This is a genomic window from Desulfovibrio sp. UIB00, assembly GCF_022508225.1.
Classification (GTDB): domain Bacteria; phylum Desulfobacterota; class Desulfovibrionia; order Desulfovibrionales; family Desulfovibrionaceae; genus Desulfovibrio.
Genome location: NZ_JAETXJ010000006.1, coordinates 20,623 through 39,249 on the forward strand (window position 1 = coordinate 20,623; position 18,627 = coordinate 39,249).

Consider the following 18,627-nt stretch of genomic DNA (forward strand, 5'->3'; position numbering starts at 1 on the left):
TTGCTATTTGAGGCTGAACTGGATGGGAACAACCACACGGGCGGCATGCGGCGGCGGCGCAAAGGGCGATGCCCGATGCACGGCTTCCAACGCCGATTCGTCCAGCGAATCAAAACCGCTGCTGGTGCGCAGCTCCACATTTTGCGCCGAGCCGTCCCTGGTGATGGTAAAGGCCACATACACAAGCCCCTGAATACCCATTCGTTTGGCTTGCGGGCTGTATTCCAGATATTTGCGGATGCGCTTTTTGATGTATTCGTAATTGCCCTTCAGGTAGCCCCCGGCATCCCCCTGCTCTTCGCTGGCAGCCCCGTTGCCCTGACCGTTGCTGCCGCTGCCGCGCCCCTGCCCTGATCCCTCTGCCATTGCCAACCCTTGGCCTTGCAGCTTGCTCTGGCTTGCGCCGCTGCCAGCGCCTGAGTCTACGCCAGCACGTGCGCCTGAACTTGCGCCAGCAGTCGTGGTACTCGGTTTCAGGTCGGCGACTTTGGCTGTCGTATTGCTGCCTGCCTGCTCCCGGTGCTGAACATTATGTTCCTTGCGGGGTGCGGCTTTTGTGGCTTTGTCGATCTTGGCGGGCTGCGGCTTTTCCTTTGCGGCCGTCTTTTCAGCGAGCCGGGGTATAGCAAGGGGAGATTGGGAATCTGTCACGGTGGGTTCGGCGGATTTTTTCTGCTCTTGGGGGGCTGGGCTTGTTTCTTTTTGAGCGGCTGCCGCCTCTGCGGCAGGTGCCGCCACATCCACCTGCGATGCTGCATTCTGTTCCGTCTGGGTGCCACCGCCGCCAGCACCGGCTGGCTCTCCGGTTGTGCCGGAACCGGGCTCGCCGTAAGTCAGGGTAATCACCACCCCGCCAAAATCTCCATTGCCCGTGGGCGGCAACAGGCTGCCCAAAAACCAGAGCATGCCCAGCACCGCAAGATGCGCCGCAAAAGAGGCCGCAAAAAACCACGGGCCTCTGGTGCGCGGCTTTGCTGGCGGCTCCTCAAGACAGGGAGCGGCAAAAATTTGCCTGTCGGCTGCGGGTTCCATACTCATGGCGCATCCGGTTCTGCAAGGTGCATCCAGCGCTGAGCCCTGGGGGGGAGGTTGTACAGTTCCTTGATCTGTTGGGCGGTAACAGTGGTGGAAACCGGGCCATCTGCAACAACATGCCCCGCCTTGAGCAGTATGGCCCGCCCGCCCAGATACACCGCCTGTTCGGGGTGGTGGGTGGTCAGCATGATCGCCGGCCCGGAGCCGGAAAGCTTGCCAATCAACTCCAGCAGATGGAACTGGTTGCCGTAATCCAGCCCGGTGACAGGCTCATCCATGACAAGGGCCGAGCACCCCTGGCACAAGGCCCGCGCAATAAGCACAAGCTGCCTTTGCCCGCCGGATAGCTCCAGATAGGATTTGCGCGCGCAGCTTGTCATGCGCACCTGCTCCAGAGCGTTCATGGCCCTGTCCACATCATCTGCGGAAAACCTGAGCCAGGGGCTGCGGGCTGTGCGCCCCATAAGCACCACATCAAGAACCTGATAGGCAAAAACGCCCGTATGCATCTGGGGCACATAGGCCAGTGTGCGCGCAATATCCCGCCGCGAGATTTCTTCCTGCGGGCGGCCTTCCAGAAAAACGCTGCGGAGCGGCACGGGCAAAAATCCCAGAATGGCCCGGAGCAGCGTTGTTTTGCCGCAACCGTTGGGGCCAAGCACGTTCACCACTTCTCCCTTGCCCACGCGCAGAGAAACCTGCTGTAGCACAGGCGGTGCATCAAAATAGCCAAGGGTGAGGTCACGCACTTCAATCATAGCGTCTCTTCCAGTCGTACCACAGGCTAAAGGCAAACAGCGGCAACAGAATGATTGACGTGGCGATGCCCAGCGGCAGTTCCACAGTCCAGATCGTGCGGATAAACGAATCCGTCAGCAGAATAAAAAGCGCGCCGCCCAAGGCTGAATTCAGCAGGCCCAGGCGATTGTCCGGCCCGCAGATAAAACGCATCACGTGCGGAATGACAAGGCCAACCCAGTTGATGACGCCCGCCATGACAACAGTCAACGAGCACGCCAGCGTTGCCGCCGCAATCAGTTGCATCTTCATACGCATGCTGTTCACACCCAAGGCCATGGCCTCGTCGTCGCCCATGGAAAGCGCGTTCACGATCTTGCCGTTAAGGCAGATAAAGGCCAGCGCGCCGAGCATGAGCGGCCCGCCCCATACAAGGTGACGCGGCTCTGTGCGCGAAAGCGAACCCATGAGCCAGAACACAATTTCGGGCAACTGCCTGTTGGGGTCTGCCACGTACTGCACAAGCGAGGTCAGGGCCACAAAAAAGGAGCTGCTCACCATGCCGCCGATGAGCAGGGCAAGAAAACGCGCCTTTGGGTAGAGCATGGAAAAAAACAGGGCAAGACCAACGCCCAGCGCGCCGCCAATAAAGGCCAGTACCTGTGTGGCCGCCATGGATGAAAAAGCCAGGATGCCCACTGCTCCGCCAAAGGCCGCCCCATGCTGCACACCCAGAATACCGGGCGACACCAGCGGATTCTGAAACATGGCCTGATACACGCTGCCAGATACCGCAAGGCTTGCACCCACCAGCAGAGCCGTGACAATGCGCGGCAGCCGCAGATTAAAAAACAGAAACAGCACCTGCCTTTGATCCGGGCTGAGAGTGTTTCCCGACCATGCATCGGCAAGCGCGCGGCAAAGCGCGCTCATGTCCAAGGGGTAGCGGCCCATGTGCAGCGAGAGCAGCACTGCGGCAACCAGCAGCACCCCCAGCCAGAGCAAAATTTTTTCAGAACGTGCCATAAGGTTCAAAAAGCTCGTTTATCTGCGCATCGCTCAGATCCAGATTAAAAAACAGTTTCATGAATCGGCGGCTCTCTGCCTTGATATCCGCAGCGTACAGATCTGGGTGCAGCAGATTTGCCAGCCATTGCACGCCCATAAGCCGCATATAGGTTGCAGGACGCTCTATCCAGCTGAAGGGACCGCGCGGGATAAAATAGACCCTGCCCGCCTGCACCGCAGGCAAGGCCGACCATTGGGGGTCTGTGCGTATGCGGCGCATAAGATTGGGGTGGAATACCAGCACAACATCCGGATTGTAGGCCATGACCTGTTCAAACGTGACCTTGAGCTGAGCGTTTTCCGTGCCGGGTGGACACATGTGCACACTGTCCGCGCCTGCGGCTTCAAGCACCTCTGAACGAACGGAATCCTTACAAACAGATGCAAGCCCGTTGGCCTCCAGCGCTACATACACCCGCGTGCGCCGATCCGGGGGCAGATTTTTCATGGCCGCAGCCACGCGGTTCAGCGTTGCATCAGCATACGCCGCGAGGCTCTGCCCGCGCTGTTCGCGATTATACAGCCGCCCCATTGTCAGAAAGCAGGCCGCCATATCCTTCATGCTGCCGCCCGGAGCGGTGGATACCTGCATGCCGAGGCTGGTCAGGGTCTGCTCTATGGGTAAACGGTCGTGCATGCTCATGGAAAGGTAAAAAGCTTTTTTGATGCCGCTTGCCAGCAGCATTTCCCTGTCAGGAATAAAGCCCTGCCCATACCAGCCACCCAGGATGGGCAGATCGTGATACTGGGGGGGAATAAATTTTTTTTCATAATCCCGCAGAGGGGTGTTCCAGGCTGCAAGCAGCTCCGGCGCAAAGGCGTAGAGCGTGAAGGCCGAGGGAGGTGTGGGGCAATAGACGCTTCTGGCATCGCCGCTGGTGGCGGACTCTGCCGCTCGTGCGCCGCCGGAACAGGACAAAAAAGCCGCAAGCGTAAGTGCTGCCCAAATCAGAAATGTACGGCGGATCTGCATGATGTTGCCCCAAGTGGGGCCGCCTGCGGGCGGCCCCACCCGATTAAGATTGAGGTATTAGAAGGTCGCGGTAACACCCATGAAGAAGCTGCGGCCAGGCTCTGGATAATATGCGCTGTACGCATATTCCTGATCAAACATGTTCTTCACGCCAGCTTCCACGGAAAAGTTCTTGTTGATATCGTAAACAGCCTTGAGATCCACGGTGGTGAAGCCGGGAGCCTTGCGGTAATACGTATCGTAAGGAGCACTGTTCCAGTAGAAGCCGCTGCTCATGTTGACCTGCGGAATAATTGAAAATCCTTCCACAGGCGTAATGACGCTGTACAGGGTGCTTGTAAGCTCGGGCAACTGGGTAAGCTTGTCGTCGTTGGTGCAGTTGTTCCAGTGCATGTAGTTGAACACAGCCCCCACGCTCACATACTGGTTGAACACAGCTTCCGCGCCCAGTTCGTAACCGTAGAAGGTGGCCCGGTTCAGGTTGGAGAACGACATGTTGCCAGAAGTACCCTGCGAGGTGATCAGGTCTGTCACATCGCTGTAGTACACGCTGCTGTTGAGCTTGAGCCAGTCGCCAAAAATACCCTTGTAGCCCAGTTCATAATGATAGGCCTGTTCGGGGTTAAGATCAGGATTGGCCGGAGTGCCATTCGTGCGCATGTACCGCTCGCGCATGGTGGCAAAACGTGATTTTTTGGCAAAGGTAGCGAACACTTCATGGTGTTCCGTCAGATCATAGAAGGCCCCGACCTGATAGTTGAACAAGGTCTTGGGGTCGCTCAGCCCGTCCTTGTAGGAGTTCATGTCGCCCGTGGTGTGATCGCGGCTTTCAAGGGTCTGCGGAACCATGGTGCTGAGACTGCTGCCGAAGACCAGAGTAAGTTTGTCCACGGGCTTAAGGGTGTATTCCGCGCCCAGATCGGTGTAGGTTTCCGTGATGTGCTCATCCAGCTGCGACCCTACATCTGCGGCCTTTTTCTTGAGCTTCGGCTTCACGCCTGTATCGTCAAACACGCTGTAGTCATTATATTCTTTGTGAGAAAGAAGACGATAACCAGCGGAAAGGGCGATCTTGTTGGCAGGGTTGAAGGTATAGTCAAACGTCAGCTGCCCGCCGGTGGTGAACTGGTCATACGTCTTGTCTGCGGAGTCCCGCTTGGTCATGGACACATCGGTGTAGCTTTTTGAAGTGTCCTGATGCCAGTCGTAATAGGCAACAGCCTTCAGGTGCGCCTTGCTGCTGAGGTTGAAATTACCATTGGCGTACACACGGCTGGTTTCGTATTCCGGCCATTCCCAAAAGCGTTTGTAAGGATAGGTGGTCGAGTCGCCCGTTCGGGTCTGGGCGGCATCAAAGGGCTGGCCCTTCTGAAAATGCTGTCGCGTGTAGCCCACCATGACATCCACATCGTCGTTGGGCGTCCATCCGCCAATGATGTTGCCAGAGAGGGTCTGATTGTCCGAGTTGCGCGCGCGGCTGCCCGGCTGATAGGGCGCTGAGTCAAAACTGGCAGGATAGGTGAAGAAATTCTGGTTGTTGAATATGAACGTTCCCTTGAGGTAGTAGAGATCCTGCTTGGTTCCCACGCTTGCCGCAGCCATTTGACCCTGATTCTGCACGTTGCGGTCAAAAAAATTCATGTACTTGGCGGTGGCTTCAAACTCTTTTTTGGGTTTTGCCGTACGCAGGTTCACTGCACCCGCAAGGTTGTTGTTGCTGATCAGCAAGGGCGAGCTGTAGCCCTTGGAGACTTCGATGGATTCAAGGCCATAGGTCAGGATGTTGTTGGCATCCCATTCATTGCGATACGCGGTTGCAACGGGGATATCGTCAATATACAGGCCCACCTGATAACGGTTGGAGCCACGAATGCTGATGGTTCCCTCATTGCGACCTGCGGAAGTTTGCAGATTCACGCCTTCCACGCCGCGCAGGGCTTCCCAGAGGTTTCTGGCGGTTTTCCGCTCTATGTCCACCTGGGTGATGTGATCGATGGTATCCTTGGAAGCTGCCATTTCCAGAGGAGAAAGTTGAACTTCGCCATTGCCTTCATTACCGGCGGATGCAGCACATGGGCTGCCTATGATCCCCAATAGAGCCATTACCGCCGCGTGCCTTTGCCACTGTTTCATTGCGCCTCCAGATTTGAATCGTCTTCCCTGCCCTCTTCCTGCCAATTATTTAAAATTGCTTCTGATAATTAATATTTTATTGTGTAAACAACCGATTGAAGGGGGGCAACGGTGGCACGATATATTGGGAACCGTGATTATTGGCAAAGCTTTTAGAAGTGATCTCCTTATATTTCAGGCAGCAACAGGTAATTTGCTGAACTTGCTGTTAAAAAACAGAAAAACCGCACGGCCCATCAGCCTTCCTCAACAGATGCTGGTTTCAAAAATTCTGGATGAGAAAAAAAGAGAAATGTTCTTGCAACAGCGCAGAATGGGAATTGATGCTGAGGCTTTTCTGCACCGGGAAATAGTGCAATTACACTTGGCGTATATGGTGGGGAGGGGCGCAGATAATTTAATATTACAAATCAATAGGCTAATTAATATCCATAGTTTCATTTATCTGATTGCAACAAATCTTTGACGGCCTCTCTGCCAAGGGCTATGTTTTATCAATGAATAAAGACAACCTTCCCGTGATTCGGCCCTGTATAAAATGCGGCAACTACCCCAAGCTCCAAACATCCAGACCTGAAGGCAGAACCCACGACATCTTCCGCCTCTATTGCGACTGCGGGAACTGTCCCTTGCAGTGGTCAGTCAGCGAATCTGCCGCCATTCGGCTCTGGAATTCCTACGTAGCATCCTGAGCATGCCTGATCTTCCTCGTCTTTTCCTATTACCGTGCCCTGCGGCATGCGGCACATCACCCGCCAGCCCTTTGGACACCTGATCGGATGGGCAATGCTGGCACCCTGAACGCAGATAAATAAACCTGTCACCCACAGCAGGAGTAGTTATGAACACCCCTGATACTGGCCTGCAGCGTGTTCAGGCAGACCCTCAAGATGACCTTGAAACTGTCTGGAAGCGCTTGCTGAGCGCCATCGAGAGTGCAAAAATTCCTGTTTTCTCTACCATAGATCATAAACAGAATGCCGTGGAGGCAGGCCTTGATATGGCTGGCGCACGCGTAATTACCTTTGGCAATCCGGCTGTGGGCACAGCCCTCATGCTTGAAGCCCCGGAGGCAGCCCTTGATCTGCCCTTGCGCATTTTGGCGGTGGAGACGCCCCAGGGGGTTTGCTTGCTTTGGAACGATCCCGCATGGATAGCGAGTCGCCACGGAATTGTTAAAAACACAGACGTTGCGCAAAAAATACAGAAATTGTTGGAGCGACTCACCCATGAGGCGGCTCAACAGCAGCCTGATACTGGAAACCAGTAGAAAATTGCGGCGGGTACGCCATAAAAAAGGCGGGCCGGAAATATCCCGGCTCGCCTCACAAGTCTTTGCGCCAAAGAAAGGTGCTATTTTGTGCTGACTGACAACTCCTGCCCAGTCACCCCGCAGTAGACAAGAAAGAGCTCCACGCCCTCATCGCCCGTATAGCCATAGTGCGGCTTATTGACCATCTCCGCCAGAAAGTCCCCCTGCTTCAACTGCCGCTCCAGACCGTCCACCTCGCTTTTTACTGTCAGCGCGCCCGCACGCACGTAGGCAATGTTCGGCATGGGATGGGTGTGGCTGCCCAACCGAGAATTGGGGGGAATCACAATTTTTACAATCTTGATGTCCGCATTCCCGGCCGGGTATGCGCCATAGGGCGTTCCATCCCACGAGCGATCGGCTTCAAACAGCACCGTTTTGGTCACGCCAGTGGCTGGGGCCGCTGCGGCAACAGCCTGACCAATCTCAAACAGCACCGCGTTTCTTCCGCCCGCCCAGAAACCCGCAGCAAAAATGGCAATGCCTGCGGCCATCGCGAGGGCGTAATTTTTTTTAAGCATGACTTCTCCTGCACGGCGCCGTTTTATAAAAATGGGGGAATATATCAAAATATTTTAGCTTATACAGGCAGTTACGTTTCTACATCACCCTATATTTTGCACCCGCCGCAGCCAGCGCAAAATGGTTGCAAACATCTGATCCGGTTCCACCGGCTTGGCAATAAAATCATTCATTCCCGCAGCAAAGCAGCGGTCGCGATCTTCATTAAATGCATTGGCCGTCATGGCAATGATGGGCAGATGCTGAGCGGTCGGCATTTTTCTAAGCTCGCGTGTCGCCTCCAGACCGTCCATATTAGGCATCTGCATATCCATCAGCACCAGGGCATAGTAGCCGGGGCTGGTTTGGCGCACCTTGGCGAGGGCTTCCAGCCCGTCACGCGCAACCTCCACTTCAAGGAGGGCCTCTGCCAGTGTTTCTGTTGCAACAATCATATTTATTTCATTATCTTCCACAAGCAAAATACGGCTGCCTGCAAAATTTACTGAAATTTCCTTGCAGGCATCCTTGATCTGCTCCCTGGCCTTAACAAGGCTGGCGTCTTCAGCTTTGTCAAAAACCGCCGTAAACCAAAAGGTGCTGCCCTGCCCCAATGTGCTATGGGCCCCGGCCTGCCCGCCCATGAGTTCTGCCAGTTTTCTGGTAATGGGCAAGCCCAGGCCTGTGCCGCCAAAACGCTTGGACATGGAAGAATCAGCCTGCTCAAAGGGAGCAAACAGGTTTGGCAGTTGCACCTCGGCAAAGCCAATGCCGGTATCTGTCACCTCAAAGCGGAGTCTCACGCTTGATTCCATTTCCGCGTCCATCAGGGTGCGGATGGTAACACTGCCCGAGTGCGTGAACTTGATGGCATTGCTCACCAGATTGAGCAATGCCTGCGTAACGCGCAAGGCATCGCCCTTGAGCGCCCAGGGCACAGGATCAGACTCCACATGCAGCTGTAAGCCCTTGGCAGAAGCGCTTTCTGCCATGATTGACACCACATTGTCGGAGATGGCCCTTATATCCATAGGTTCCGCAACAATAATCAGCTTGCCTGCTTCAATCTTTGAAAAATCAAGAATATCATTGATAAGGCGGAGAAGATGCCTGCCTGATGCCTGAACGCGCTCCAGCTTTTCCGTTGTATCCTTATCCTGCGTTCTTTTCCGCAAAAGGTGGGCAAGCCCGATTATGGCGTTCAACGGCGTACGGATTTCGTGGCTCATGCTTGCCAAAAAGACGCTCTTGGCGGCATTGGCAGCTTCGGCCTGCTCACGGGACAGGGTCATCTGCGCCATTGCCAGGCGTTCATTTGTGATGTCGTCAATAACAGACACTATCCCCTTGGAGGGGTCAGCCGGATCAACCGCCGTGCCCGTCAAACGCGCCCAAAAACGGCTTCCATCGCGGCGCACCAGTTCTTCTTCCCTGCAAAAGGTTTCACCGTTCCATATCCGCTCGTAATGGATTTTGCCCGCATCAAGGTACGCCTCGTTGTCAACATACCATATTCTTACGGACTTGCCGATCATCTCGCCATCTGGCCAGCCAAACATTTCGTGCATTCTGCGGTTGCCGCGAATAAATTTACGGTCGGAGATCAGCGCTATGCCGGAGCTGGCGCAGTCGTATATGGTCTGCAACACGGCTGTACGCGCGGCAAGCTCGGCTGAACGGCTGGCAACCTGCTCCTCAAGTTGATCATTAAGTGCGGCAGTGGCCTGCTCCGCCCTTTTGCGCTTTTGGCTCTGCATTGCCAGGGCTATGGCCAAAGCAGCTAAAATGGCAATGGCTGCCGCTGCGGCAATTACTGAATTGCGGTATTCGCTCCAAATGGTTCGCGGGCGGTTCAATACTATGGAATCAGGGGGTAACCTGGTAGTGTCGGCCCCCCAACGCAGCAACTGAACCCAGTCAAACATGGGCTGCGGCAGCACTGCGGCATCGGTGTTGTCGGCATCAATTTTGCGGATTCCGGTCAGGAACTCAAAACCGACTTTGCCGACTTGCCGCCCGACCTCTGTGGTCATTACGACAGACCCCCCCGTTGCCCCCTGGAGGACATGCGCATCATACAGCGCCAACACGGGCGCGTTTGCCAGCCTGGCAACATCAGCGGCCACCTCGGCGGGAACAAAACTGCGCCCGGTACTGTCTTTGTAATAAGTTCCAAGCAAGACGAGGGTATTGGGCGGCAATGACGAAATCCGCTCCAGCATTTCCGCGTAGGGCAGTGCCGCAGTATCCTCCATCTCAATATTTTCCGGCAATGCGGCCAGGGCCGAAACCACCTGAGTATGGAACAAAGACTGTTTATTGTATGCTCCGGCAACTACAACCAGCTGACGCGTTTGCGGAAAAAGATCGAGCCCGTAGCGGAGTGTTCCGGCAATATCCCAGCGACTGCCCACATACAAAACAGAGTGCGGGCGACCGCGCCACAATACCGCAGGATTCGATATCTGGGTTGCCAGCACGGGCACATCAAAAGGCACCATGCCAGCGCACTCATATGCAAAAAATTCCAGTGCAGCCTGATTTTGCACTACCACAAGGCCTATGTCTGCCTGGACAATCTTTTCCTGCAATACGGATGCAAGCCTGGAACGCCAATATTTGCTGTTGTTACGGACAAGATCGAGCATTTCAACGTATATATCGTTGAAACTCAGACCTTTTTCCCTGAGGACTTCAACTGTTCCGGCAGCCATGTTGTCTGTAACAGGCAGGCCGTATTGCGATCCGGAGAGAATGAGCACGGCCTTGTGCTCAGCTGTTTGCGGCTTGGCCATTTGCCTTGCTGGCTGCATGCCCTGCGCATTGGCCGTAGCTGCGCTTGCCGTGAGAGTGAAAAAACTGACGTCAGAAGCCAGCAACAGGGCGCAGCCCATGCCAACCAGCCACATTGCAGCAATGCGCAGGATAGATGGATGATGAAAACTGATCTTCGGCAGTTTCACAGTGGGTAGCAGTGATTGCATCTATTCACCCCTGCGTCGCAAGCCCAGTTATAAAAAACAAGGAATCTGCGTAAGGGTGCCTGCCGTGCGCGCTGCGCACCTCGTGGCATCTGATTACATCTTGAATTTATAGTAGATGCATCCAGAGGCTAAGTCCAGCTACCACAGGTTGCGCGCTTCACACATAAAACTGTTTATTCTGATATTATAATATGTTAATTTGTTTAATTTTTCAACACTCGTGCGCATTCCAGATGTTGCAGGCATTCAAACACCTGCAATACACCTACGCATGCTGCCATTTTTCTTATCATTCCGCATTGCGCCATACAAAAAAACAGTAGTATGCAAACAATGCTAAAATGCACCGCAAAAGGCTGTGGGACAATCCATCTACATACGCGCCTCTTTGTAAAACTCGTCCGGCTTGAGAATAAAGATTTCATCGCTGTTTTTGTCAAAAGAAAACAGACCCCGCTCCTGCGCCTGCCGCATGACCTTGTATAGGGTGATGCGGTGCATGCCGAGCAGATCAGCCATATCTCGGTAAGAAATATCGCGTTTGGCCCGCAGCGGTTCTGAGCCCGGCACAATCCGTGAAGCCAAAAACTTGCAGATGCGTGTAAGGTGCGATTCCATACATAGTGAAACAGCATTTTTTGACAACAAGGTAACTTTTACACTGTAGCTTTTGCAAAGATTAAAAAACAGTTCAGGATTTTCCATACCCAAACGATGTACATCTTCTCTGGTAAATGTGCAGATATAGCAGTCTTCTGCACAATCGTGAAAAAAACGCACCTCGCCTTGCCCTGTGGCTATGCTCTTATCCCCGTCCATAAACATTGGTGTTTCATTAAAGCATGAGCCATCGCCAAGGTACCAGAGCGTTTTTTCACTTCCATCGGGGGCCAGAGCCATCAGGCGAACCCTGCCACTCACCAGAAAGTACATTTCTGGCTGATTGTCATAAAATTTATGCCCCTTACGAAACAGACGCGGCTTTGTCAGCGCCACGCTTCGCCAACACTCATTTTGTCTGAGTAATTCAGTAAATGACACGTCAGCCTCCCTGGGAAGTGATGAATTCAAGGCAGAAAGCGAAATTCCGGCCTCTATCATGCCAGCGTTTCACATGCTGTTTTGGAACCTACAGTACCCTTTTTGTGAATTATGTTGCAAGGACAACGTTTTGACCATTTATCTTGTGGCAGCATTCCAGCGTACACGGTCAAAGGCCTCAGGGCACTGACCAGCCATCGTGAGACTTTCACTTCGGCATTGCGTGTTGTTGCACTGCTTGCCGGAAAGCCTTCAACGGTTCAATGTAAGCACATTCAGCCCACCCGAGGAGGTTGTCATGGGACACCCGACTATCTATCCCACAGGCGTAACGGTTTATAACCCGGAAAAAGCCTGGAGTGGATTCACCATCATTCAGGCACCGGACAACGGTGCTCTGCTTCTTGGTATGAACGGTCATGAAATCCGCATATGGAAGGACGTTCACGGCTTTCCCAACAAGATGTTCCCCGGCGGCATGCTCATGGGCAGCACCGGCACCCGCCACCCCAAGCACGGCCTCCAGGATCAGCTTGATCTTGTGCAGATCGACTGGGACGGAAAAATTGTATGGAAGTTCGACCGCGCCGAATTTGTGGAAGATCCCGGCCAGAAGGCTCAGTGGATGGCTCGCCAGCACCACGATTTTCAGCGCGAAGGCAGCTCCACAGGCTATTACGCCCCCGGCCAGGAACCCAAGATCGACTCCGGCAACACACTGGTGCTTTGCCATAAAAACACTGTGCAGCCCTACATCAGCGACAAAACGCTGGTTGACGACGTAATCTACGAAGTCACCTGGGACGGCGACATCGTGTGGGAATGGAACTGCTCTGACCATGCTGAAGAAATGGGCTTCACCGAGGCCGCACTCAACGCCATGTGCCGCGACCCCAACTACCGTGGTGGCACCCTCATGGAAGACGCCCCCGGCGTGGGCGACTGGATGCACGTCAACTCCATGTCCACCCTTGGCCCCAACAAATGGTTTGAGGCTGGCGATGCCCGCTTCCACCCCGACAACATCATCATTGATGGCCGCGAAACCAACATTATTCTCATTCTGGACAAAAAAACCGGCAAGATTGTCTGGCAGCTTGGCCCGGACTATGACCGCAGCCCCGAAGACAAGGCCATTGGCTGGATCATTGGTCAGCACCACGCGCACATGATCCCCCGTGGTTTGCCCGGCGAGGGCAATATTCTGGTATACGACAACGGCGGCTGGGGCGGCTACGGCAACCCCAATCCCGGCGCGCTTAAGGGCGTCAAGGCTGCCCAGCGCGACTACTCCCGCGTGCTCGAAATAGACCCCGTGGCCCGCAAGATTGTGTGGCAGTACACGCCGCACGAAGCAGGCTTCCTCGTGCCTCTGGACGCCAGCCGTTTTTACAGCCCCTTCATCAGCTCTGCCCAGCGCCTGCCCAACGGCAACACGCTTATTTGCGAAGGTTCTGACGGCCGCGTTTTTGAAGTGACGGCAGAACACGAAATCGTGTGGGAATACATCTGCCCCTACAAGGGCCATATCAGCCTGCCCATGAACTGGGTGTACCGCGCCTATCGCCTCCCCTACTCCTGGGTGCCGCAGGCAGATGTGCCGGAAGAAAAAGCCATTGAACCTCTGGAAGTCAAAACCTTCCGCGTACCCGGCGCGGCCCCGTTTGGGGCAATGTCCGAAGTCAAGGTTGAAGGCACCATCGGGTACTACAGCGGCGCAGGACACTGCGTGGCTGCCACGGAATAGACAACGGTTCGCCATACCTTCCTTGCAGGGGCTCCGTCTTCGGGCGGGGCCTCTGTCCGTTTATGGATGAAGCCCCACTCAAAGCCTGTTCCTCATGATGCAGACAAGTGCCTCTTGCAGAATGAGGACACCTCTTGCGCGGGGTCAATATCACCGGCAAGCCAGCTTCCGCCCCTAATTTCAGATCAGAAGGCAGCCCGCAACAACGCAGGACAAGGTAAAAATTTTAAGGGAGCCCCCACAACAAATCTTATCCTCACGATTTTTCGCCATAAATCAGCACCGCCCCTTCAAGGGGCGGTTTGATTAGGCCCTATAAGGGCCTGTTATTCGACTGCCCCCTTAAGGAGGCGTGTCCTGACTTTCGCCGTTTTTCCTAGCGACCCATAAATGGGTCTTTGTGCTCAAAAAGACTATGTTGATCGGCTATTTTGTCTCGCGTTTCTTGCTCTCGAATGTATTTCACTATGGTTGCCTCATTTACTCCCACGATACTGACAAAATAGCCTTTGCACCAGAAATGGCGGTTTCCGAACTTGTACTTCAAGTTTGAAAACTGCTCGAATATCATTAACGCGCTCTTCCCTTTTAAATACCCCATTATTTGTGCCACACTATACTTCGGCGGTATCTTGATACACATGTGTATATGATCTATGCAGGCATGTACTTCTAATATCTCAAGATGTTTATATTCACACAGCTTTCGCAAAATCACGCCAATCTCTTTCTTGTACTTCCCGTATATGATTTTACGACGAAACTTTGGCGCGAATACAATGTGATATTTGCAATTCCACCGTGTGTGCTCTAAACTTTGATCATCCATTGTTGCTCTCCTTTGCTACACTGAAAGTCAGGACATCTTTCTTGTAGCAAAGGAGAGCTGCTTTTTGATGGGGATAGGCTTCGCCTTTTTGAAACTCCCCGCTTAGCGGGGAGTTTTCGTCCATAAAAAAGGCGGGAGAGCAAGCTCCCCCGCCGCATCAGCCCAAGGGCCGCAAAAAATCAGAACTGGTAACGGAAGGACAGCGAAACGCGCCAGTTATCCCGATACTGCGAATCTTCCACGCCACGCCACGTGCTGCCGTCAAGATGCAGGTTCACATACGCGGCTTCCACATTCATCAGGAGGTTGTCGTAAATCTTGTAGGTATTGGACACGCTGCCTTCCCAGGCATGGTCGGTGGTGGTGAGGTAGGCCATGGGGCCGTCGGCCCTGCTGGGATAGCTCGTCATATTGGCCTTGCGGGGCATTTCCGCACTGTTGGTGCCATGAAAATACGCGAGCTTGAAGGTGTGGCTAAGGTCGTCAATAAAGCTGACATCCTTGATGGTGCCCACAACGCCAGCCAGACCGCCGGGGTTGTGCCCGAGGACCTTCCATGTATTGAGATCAAAGAATCCCCCGCCAAAACCCAGAGGCGTGACCGGCCAGGGGGAGTTGAACACAGGCAGACGCTCCGAACCGTTGTAGGGGTTGCTGTCGTCGCCGCTGCCGTACCAGGCGGTGATGCCCGGGACGCCCCAGTCGCATTTGTAATCCACACGCAAGGCCGCGTACCAGCCCTGGCGTACGAGATCAAAAGTCTTGGCCTGACGGGTGGAGCTGAACTGAGTGTAATCTTTCAGCTCGCCCATATCCACGCGGCCATAGGTGAACTCCGCCGCGATATCAAAAGGCTCAAAAGCCGTAACGTCAGAGGTCAGGCCGCCCCAGAAGCCATTGCCCCAGGTATTGTTTGCGTTGCGATACTTTTTTTCAAACGTGCTGAAGTAGTTGCCGCCGCTGCCAAGCACAGGCATAAGCCCGCCGCGCGGGGCGTAAATGGCAGGTTCGCGCTGATCGGTATTGTTGTTGATGCCACGCAGGCTGTTTTCGCCAATGAGGCCGTACATACCCCAGGGGGTTATTTTCAGGCCGTTGCCGGTGATCGGCAAGGTCAGCGCCAGCAGATCAAGGTTATCAAGGTAGTTTTTCTGCGTCTGCCCGTTTTGCGTAACTTCCGAATTGTCGTTATAAGGCCGCGCCCAGAAGCCCGTCAGCCCCAGCTTGTAATCGCCGCTGCTCATCAGGGGAGAACTGACGGTCACACCCGTGGAATACTGGCCGTACACTGCGCTCCAGCCAGTCACATAACCGGGCAGAAGCTGTGGCTGCATGCCCATACGCACTTTTACATCTGTCTTGGGCACGAGCCAGTCAATGTACGCATGCCGGACGCCAAGATTTTTTGAACTGTCCGCCCCAAGAGATGCGCCGTCACCGGATTTTCCCCAGTTCATGGTGCCAGTGCCTACAGTGAACATCAGGCTGCCGGACACGTTTTCGCTGGCAATGGCGTCTATCTGGGTGCGCAAGCGTTCAATCGCGCCAAAGGTGTCGCTCCCTTTAATCCCGCGCGGCATGACATTGGACGCTTCAAAGCTTACGTCAAATGCCCCCTTGACCTTGAAATCAACCGCCTCGGCCGCTTCCGGCGCAAGCAGCAAGCCCCCGGCAAGCAACACTCCCAGTACGTTGTTGCGAACAGCTTTCATCATTCCTCCTGTGCAAGTTGGTTCAACCATACAGAAACCTCTTCCAGTAATGCTCTGTAATGGCGCTTTCCGAGGGCCTGCACCGTTGCCGCAACAACGTTTTTTGAAAAAAGTTTATTTTTTCACAATCAACAGACATCGCCTCTTAAAAATAGCCCAACATACTATTTTAAAATAATATTTTTATAAATGTGAAAAAAATATTCAGAAAAGGTTGCCACAACAACGTCACCAGCACCACTGCTGGCCTAGTTTTTTGAACCAATACGGCAGTGGATGATTTTTTTCACAAAAAATGCAAAATGGCAGACAATGAAAAGGAGAGGCGTAATGCAGGATTCGCCGCGCATCAGCAATAACTACTTTGACGGCCTTGCTGTTACAGGACGCCACAAGGCAGTGTTCTTTATCATCATGGTCGCGTACTTCTGCGAACAGATGGATAACTGGAATTTCGGCTTTATTGCCCCGGCGCTGATGCACAACTGGGGGCTGACCATGAAGGACATCGGAACCGTGACCTTCTGGTATTTTGCCTCCATGACCCTCGGCGGATTTGTCGGCGGATTTATCTCGGACATCATCGGACGGCGCAAAACCTTTCTCATTGCCATCACTCTGTTTTCCACTGCCTCTATCATCAACGGCCTTACAGACAGCTTCCACGTATTTGTGGCATCACGCGCCCTGACGGGCTTTGGCGTGTTCTGCCTCATGGTCTGCTCGCAGGCATATATTGCAGAAATGGCCCCGGCCGAGAGCCGTGGCAAATGGCAAAACATGATCGCGGGCGTTGGTTTTTGCGCCGTGCCGGTCGTTGGTATGCTCTGCCGCCTGATCATTCCCCTGCACGAAGAAGCCTGGCGCTACATCTTCTATATGGGCGGCGTTGGCTACATCGCTCTTATCATCGCCTGGCGCTACCTTGATGAGTCCCCCCGCTGGCTCGTGGCCCGTGGTCGCATTGCCGAAGCGGAAGCCGTGATGAAAGACCTCACTGGCAGGGACATCGACCTTGCCGATGCGGCCAGCAAATGCCTGACCCAGAAGCCCCCGCTCAAGGAAGTGCTGCTTGGCATGTGCAGCTCCAAATACCTCAAGCGTACTCTGGTTATTCTTCTGCTGGTGGTTTGCACCAACCCCGCCACCTTTGTGGTCACCAACTGGACTGCCACCCTGCTCAAGGCCCACGGTTTCCCGCTTGAAGATACACTTATGGCCACCACGCTCATTTCCATTGGCGTACCACTTGGACTGTTTGCCTCCAGCGCCTTTACCGACAAGGGGGGGCGCAAGATTCCCATTGTCATCATGCTGCTTGTGATGGCCGTGCTTGCCCCCATCTTCGGCAATTTAAGCCAATACTGGGCAGTGGTGCTTACCGGCGCTGTGCTTACGGCCTTTGTGATGGGCATGGGTTTCACCGTATTTTCCTACACGGCGGAATCCTACCCCACCCACCTGCGCAACACCGCCACTGGCTTCCATTCCTCAATTGGGCGTCTGGCCGTTGCTTTCTCACAACCTCTCATTCCTGTTGTCTATGCAGCATACAGCTTTGACGGAGTGTTTTATATTTTCAGCATGCTGTGCATCATCCCCGCCTTTATCGTTGGCGTATGGGGTGCGCGCACGGGTGGCAAGTCGCTCGAAGACATTGCCTAACCTCCGGCTAAAACAGGAATTTACGCATCTGCATTCACGGTTTTTTTGTAACAGGAGGCTCACATGGGCATAACCCTTTATACCGCGCCGGACTGCATCCGCTGCAAGATCGTCAAAGCCTTTCTTGCCGAACGCGGGCTTGCATACGACACCATAGATTTCAAGGCTGACGCGCAGGAATTCAACACGTTCTACCGCACAAACCGCAAGGCCATTTACCGCAATCCTGAAGGAGTGGAATTTCCCCTGTTCTCTGATGGTGAAGTCATCAAGCAGGGTTCCGGTGAAATTATCGCCTATCTGCTCTCGGGGCACACGCTGGAGGCCTGCGTAACCCGTAGCGACATGCTCCACGGCAAAATTGCGGGGCTTTATCCTTCGCAATGCCCTGCCGGGCAGGAAGATAATTTTGCGGTTCTTGTTGATCGACTGGCTGCTGGCGGCTTGCAGGTCTGGTTGCAGACCGATGGCCGCAAGCCGGAACTGCTGGAAAAGCTGCTGAAGATCAAGGACGTGCACGTAGTTTGCAATCTTGTGGGCGGCCCTGAGGCAAGCACAAAAATTTTTGGCGGTGCGCCCAGCAAGGAAGAACTGGCAAAAACCATCGCCCTTGTGCAGGCCACGCCCGATGGCGCGGTGCGCTTTCTGGCTATGCCATTGCCCGTTACCGAAGGTTGGGACTGGCCCAAGAGGGAAGACGCAGCAGCAGCGGCAAAACTTGTAGCCGAAGCTTGCGGTCAGCCCACCCTGCCCTACAGCATCACCCCCGTCACGGCGGATATGGTGTGGGACATGCGCGGGCTTGAACCCCTGCCGGAGCAGAACCTGCTCATGTACCGCTCCGCCTCGCGCCAGCACCTGTTCAAGGCAGACATCGTTAAATAGGGGG

General features: G+C 54.3%; 15 protein-coding genes. 5 read left to right on the forward strand and 10 right to left on the reverse strand.

The window, feature by feature from the left end:
- Window positions 1-3: 3 nt before the first annotated feature.
- Genes JMF94_RS10450 through JMF94_RS10470 form a run of 5 tightly spaced genes read right to left on the reverse strand, consistent with a single transcriptional unit; the run spans window position 4 to window position 5,947 of the window.
- Window positions 4-1,038, reverse strand: a complete 1,035-nt coding sequence (locus JMF94_RS10450; RefSeq protein WP_240825037.1) for an energy transducer TonB — start codon at window positions 1,036-1,038, stop codon at window positions 4-6.
- Window positions 1,035-1,793 (reverse strand): ABC transporter ATP-binding protein, encoded by a 759-nt coding sequence (locus JMF94_RS10455; protein ID WP_240825038.1) that lies wholly within the window; start codon window positions 1,791-1,793, stop codon window positions 1,035-1,037. Before JMF94_RS10455 ends, JMF94_RS10450 begins: the two co-directional genes overlap by 4 nt.
- Window positions 1,786-2,799: an iron ABC transporter permease gene (locus JMF94_RS10460; RefSeq protein WP_240825039.1), complete on the reverse strand. Its 1,014-nt coding sequence runs from the start codon at window positions 2,797-2,799 to the stop codon at window positions 1,786-1,788. The genes JMF94_RS10455 and JMF94_RS10460 overlap by 8 nt, the downstream gene beginning before the upstream one ends.
- Window positions 2,786-3,814 carry an ABC transporter substrate-binding protein gene (locus JMF94_RS10465; protein ID WP_240825040.1) on the reverse strand — a complete coding sequence of 343 codons (1,029 nt, stop codon included), beginning with the start codon at window positions 3,812-3,814 and terminating at the stop codon, window positions 2,786-2,788. The genes JMF94_RS10460 and JMF94_RS10465 overlap by 14 nt, the downstream gene beginning before the upstream one ends.
- A gap of 57 nt (window positions 3,815-3,871) precedes the next feature.
- The gene (locus JMF94_RS10470; protein WP_240825041.1) at window positions 3,872-5,947 is read right to left on the reverse strand and encodes a TonB-dependent receptor; all 2,076 of its coding nucleotides are present in this window, start codon (window positions 5,945-5,947) and stop codon (window positions 3,872-3,874) included.
- A gap of 13 nt (window positions 5,948-5,960) precedes the next feature.
- Between JMF94_RS10470 and JMF94_RS10475 the strand changes: the two genes are divergently transcribed.
- Together JMF94_RS10475 and JMF94_RS10480 are read left to right on the forward strand one after the other, a co-directional pair.
- Window positions 5,961-6,413 carry a hypothetical protein gene (locus tag JMF94_RS10475; RefSeq protein ID WP_240825042.1) on the forward strand — a complete coding sequence of 151 codons (453 nt, stop codon included), beginning with the start codon at window positions 5,961-5,963 and terminating at the stop codon, window positions 6,411-6,413.
- Window positions 6,414-6,788: 375 nt separating this feature from the next.
- Window positions 6,789-7,217 carry a DUF302 domain-containing protein gene (locus JMF94_RS10480; protein ID WP_240825043.1) on the forward strand — a complete coding sequence of 143 codons (429 nt, stop codon included), beginning with the start codon at window positions 6,789-6,791 and terminating at the stop codon, window positions 7,215-7,217.
- A gap of 83 nt (window positions 7,218-7,300) precedes the next feature.
- On the opposite strand, the gene JMF94_RS10485 is transcribed toward JMF94_RS10480, so the two are convergent.
- From JMF94_RS10485 to JMF94_RS10495, 3 genes are all read right to left on the reverse strand, one after another.
- The gene (locus JMF94_RS10485; RefSeq protein WP_240825044.1) at window positions 7,301-7,780 is read right to left on the reverse strand and encodes a cupin domain-containing protein; all 480 of its coding nucleotides are present in this window, start codon (window positions 7,778-7,780) and stop codon (window positions 7,301-7,303) included.
- 84 nt (window positions 7,781-7,864) lie between these two features.
- A complete protein-coding gene (locus tag JMF94_RS10490; protein ID WP_240825045.1) occupies window positions 7,865-10,744 on the reverse strand; it encodes a response regulator in 2,880 nt (959 codons plus the stop codon).
- A 372-nt stretch (window positions 10,745-11,116) separates the two neighbouring features.
- Window positions 11,117-11,785 carry a Crp/Fnr family transcriptional regulator gene (locus JMF94_RS10495; RefSeq protein ID WP_240825046.1) on the reverse strand — a complete coding sequence of 223 codons (669 nt, stop codon included), beginning with the start codon at window positions 11,783-11,785 and terminating at the stop codon, window positions 11,117-11,119.
- 298 nt (window positions 11,786-12,083) lie between these two features.
- Here JMF94_RS10495 and JMF94_RS10500 point away from each other — a divergent pair, with 298 nt between their 5' ends.
- Complete coding sequence (locus tag JMF94_RS10500) at window positions 12,084-13,532, forward strand: aryl-sulfate sulfotransferase (RefSeq protein ID WP_240825047.1); 1,449 nt, start codon at window positions 12,084-12,086, stop codon at window positions 13,530-13,532.
- A gap of 376 nt (window positions 13,533-13,908) precedes the next feature.
- Here the strand turns inward: JMF94_RS10500 and tnpA are convergent, their stop codons facing one another.
- Both tnpA and JMF94_RS10510 read right to left on the reverse strand, forming a co-directional pair.
- Window positions 13,909-14,361 carry an IS200/IS605 family transposase gene (gene tnpA / locus JMF94_RS10505; RefSeq protein ID WP_240825048.1) on the reverse strand — a complete coding sequence of 151 codons (453 nt, stop codon included), beginning with the start codon at window positions 14,359-14,361 and terminating at the stop codon, window positions 13,909-13,911.
- Between the two features lie 179 nt (window positions 14,362-14,540).
- On the reverse strand, window positions 14,541-16,073 hold the full coding sequence (locus JMF94_RS10510; RefSeq protein WP_240825049.1) for an outer membrane homotrimeric porin: 1,533 nt from the start codon (window positions 16,071-16,073) through the stop codon (window positions 14,541-14,543).
- 330 nt (window positions 16,074-16,403) lie between these two features.
- Here JMF94_RS10510 and JMF94_RS10515 point away from each other — a divergent pair, with 330 nt between their 5' ends.
- Both JMF94_RS10515 and JMF94_RS10520 read left to right on the forward strand, forming a co-directional pair.
- Entirely contained in the window at window positions 16,404-17,738 is a 1,335-nt protein-coding gene (locus JMF94_RS10515) for an MFS transporter (protein WP_240825050.1), read from the forward strand.
- 63 nt (window positions 17,739-17,801) lie between these two features.
- Entirely contained in the window at window positions 17,802-18,623 is an 822-nt protein-coding gene (locus JMF94_RS10520) for a glutaredoxin family protein (protein ID WP_240825051.1), read from the forward strand.
- The last annotated feature ends 4 nt before the right edge of the window (window positions 18,624-18,627 follow it).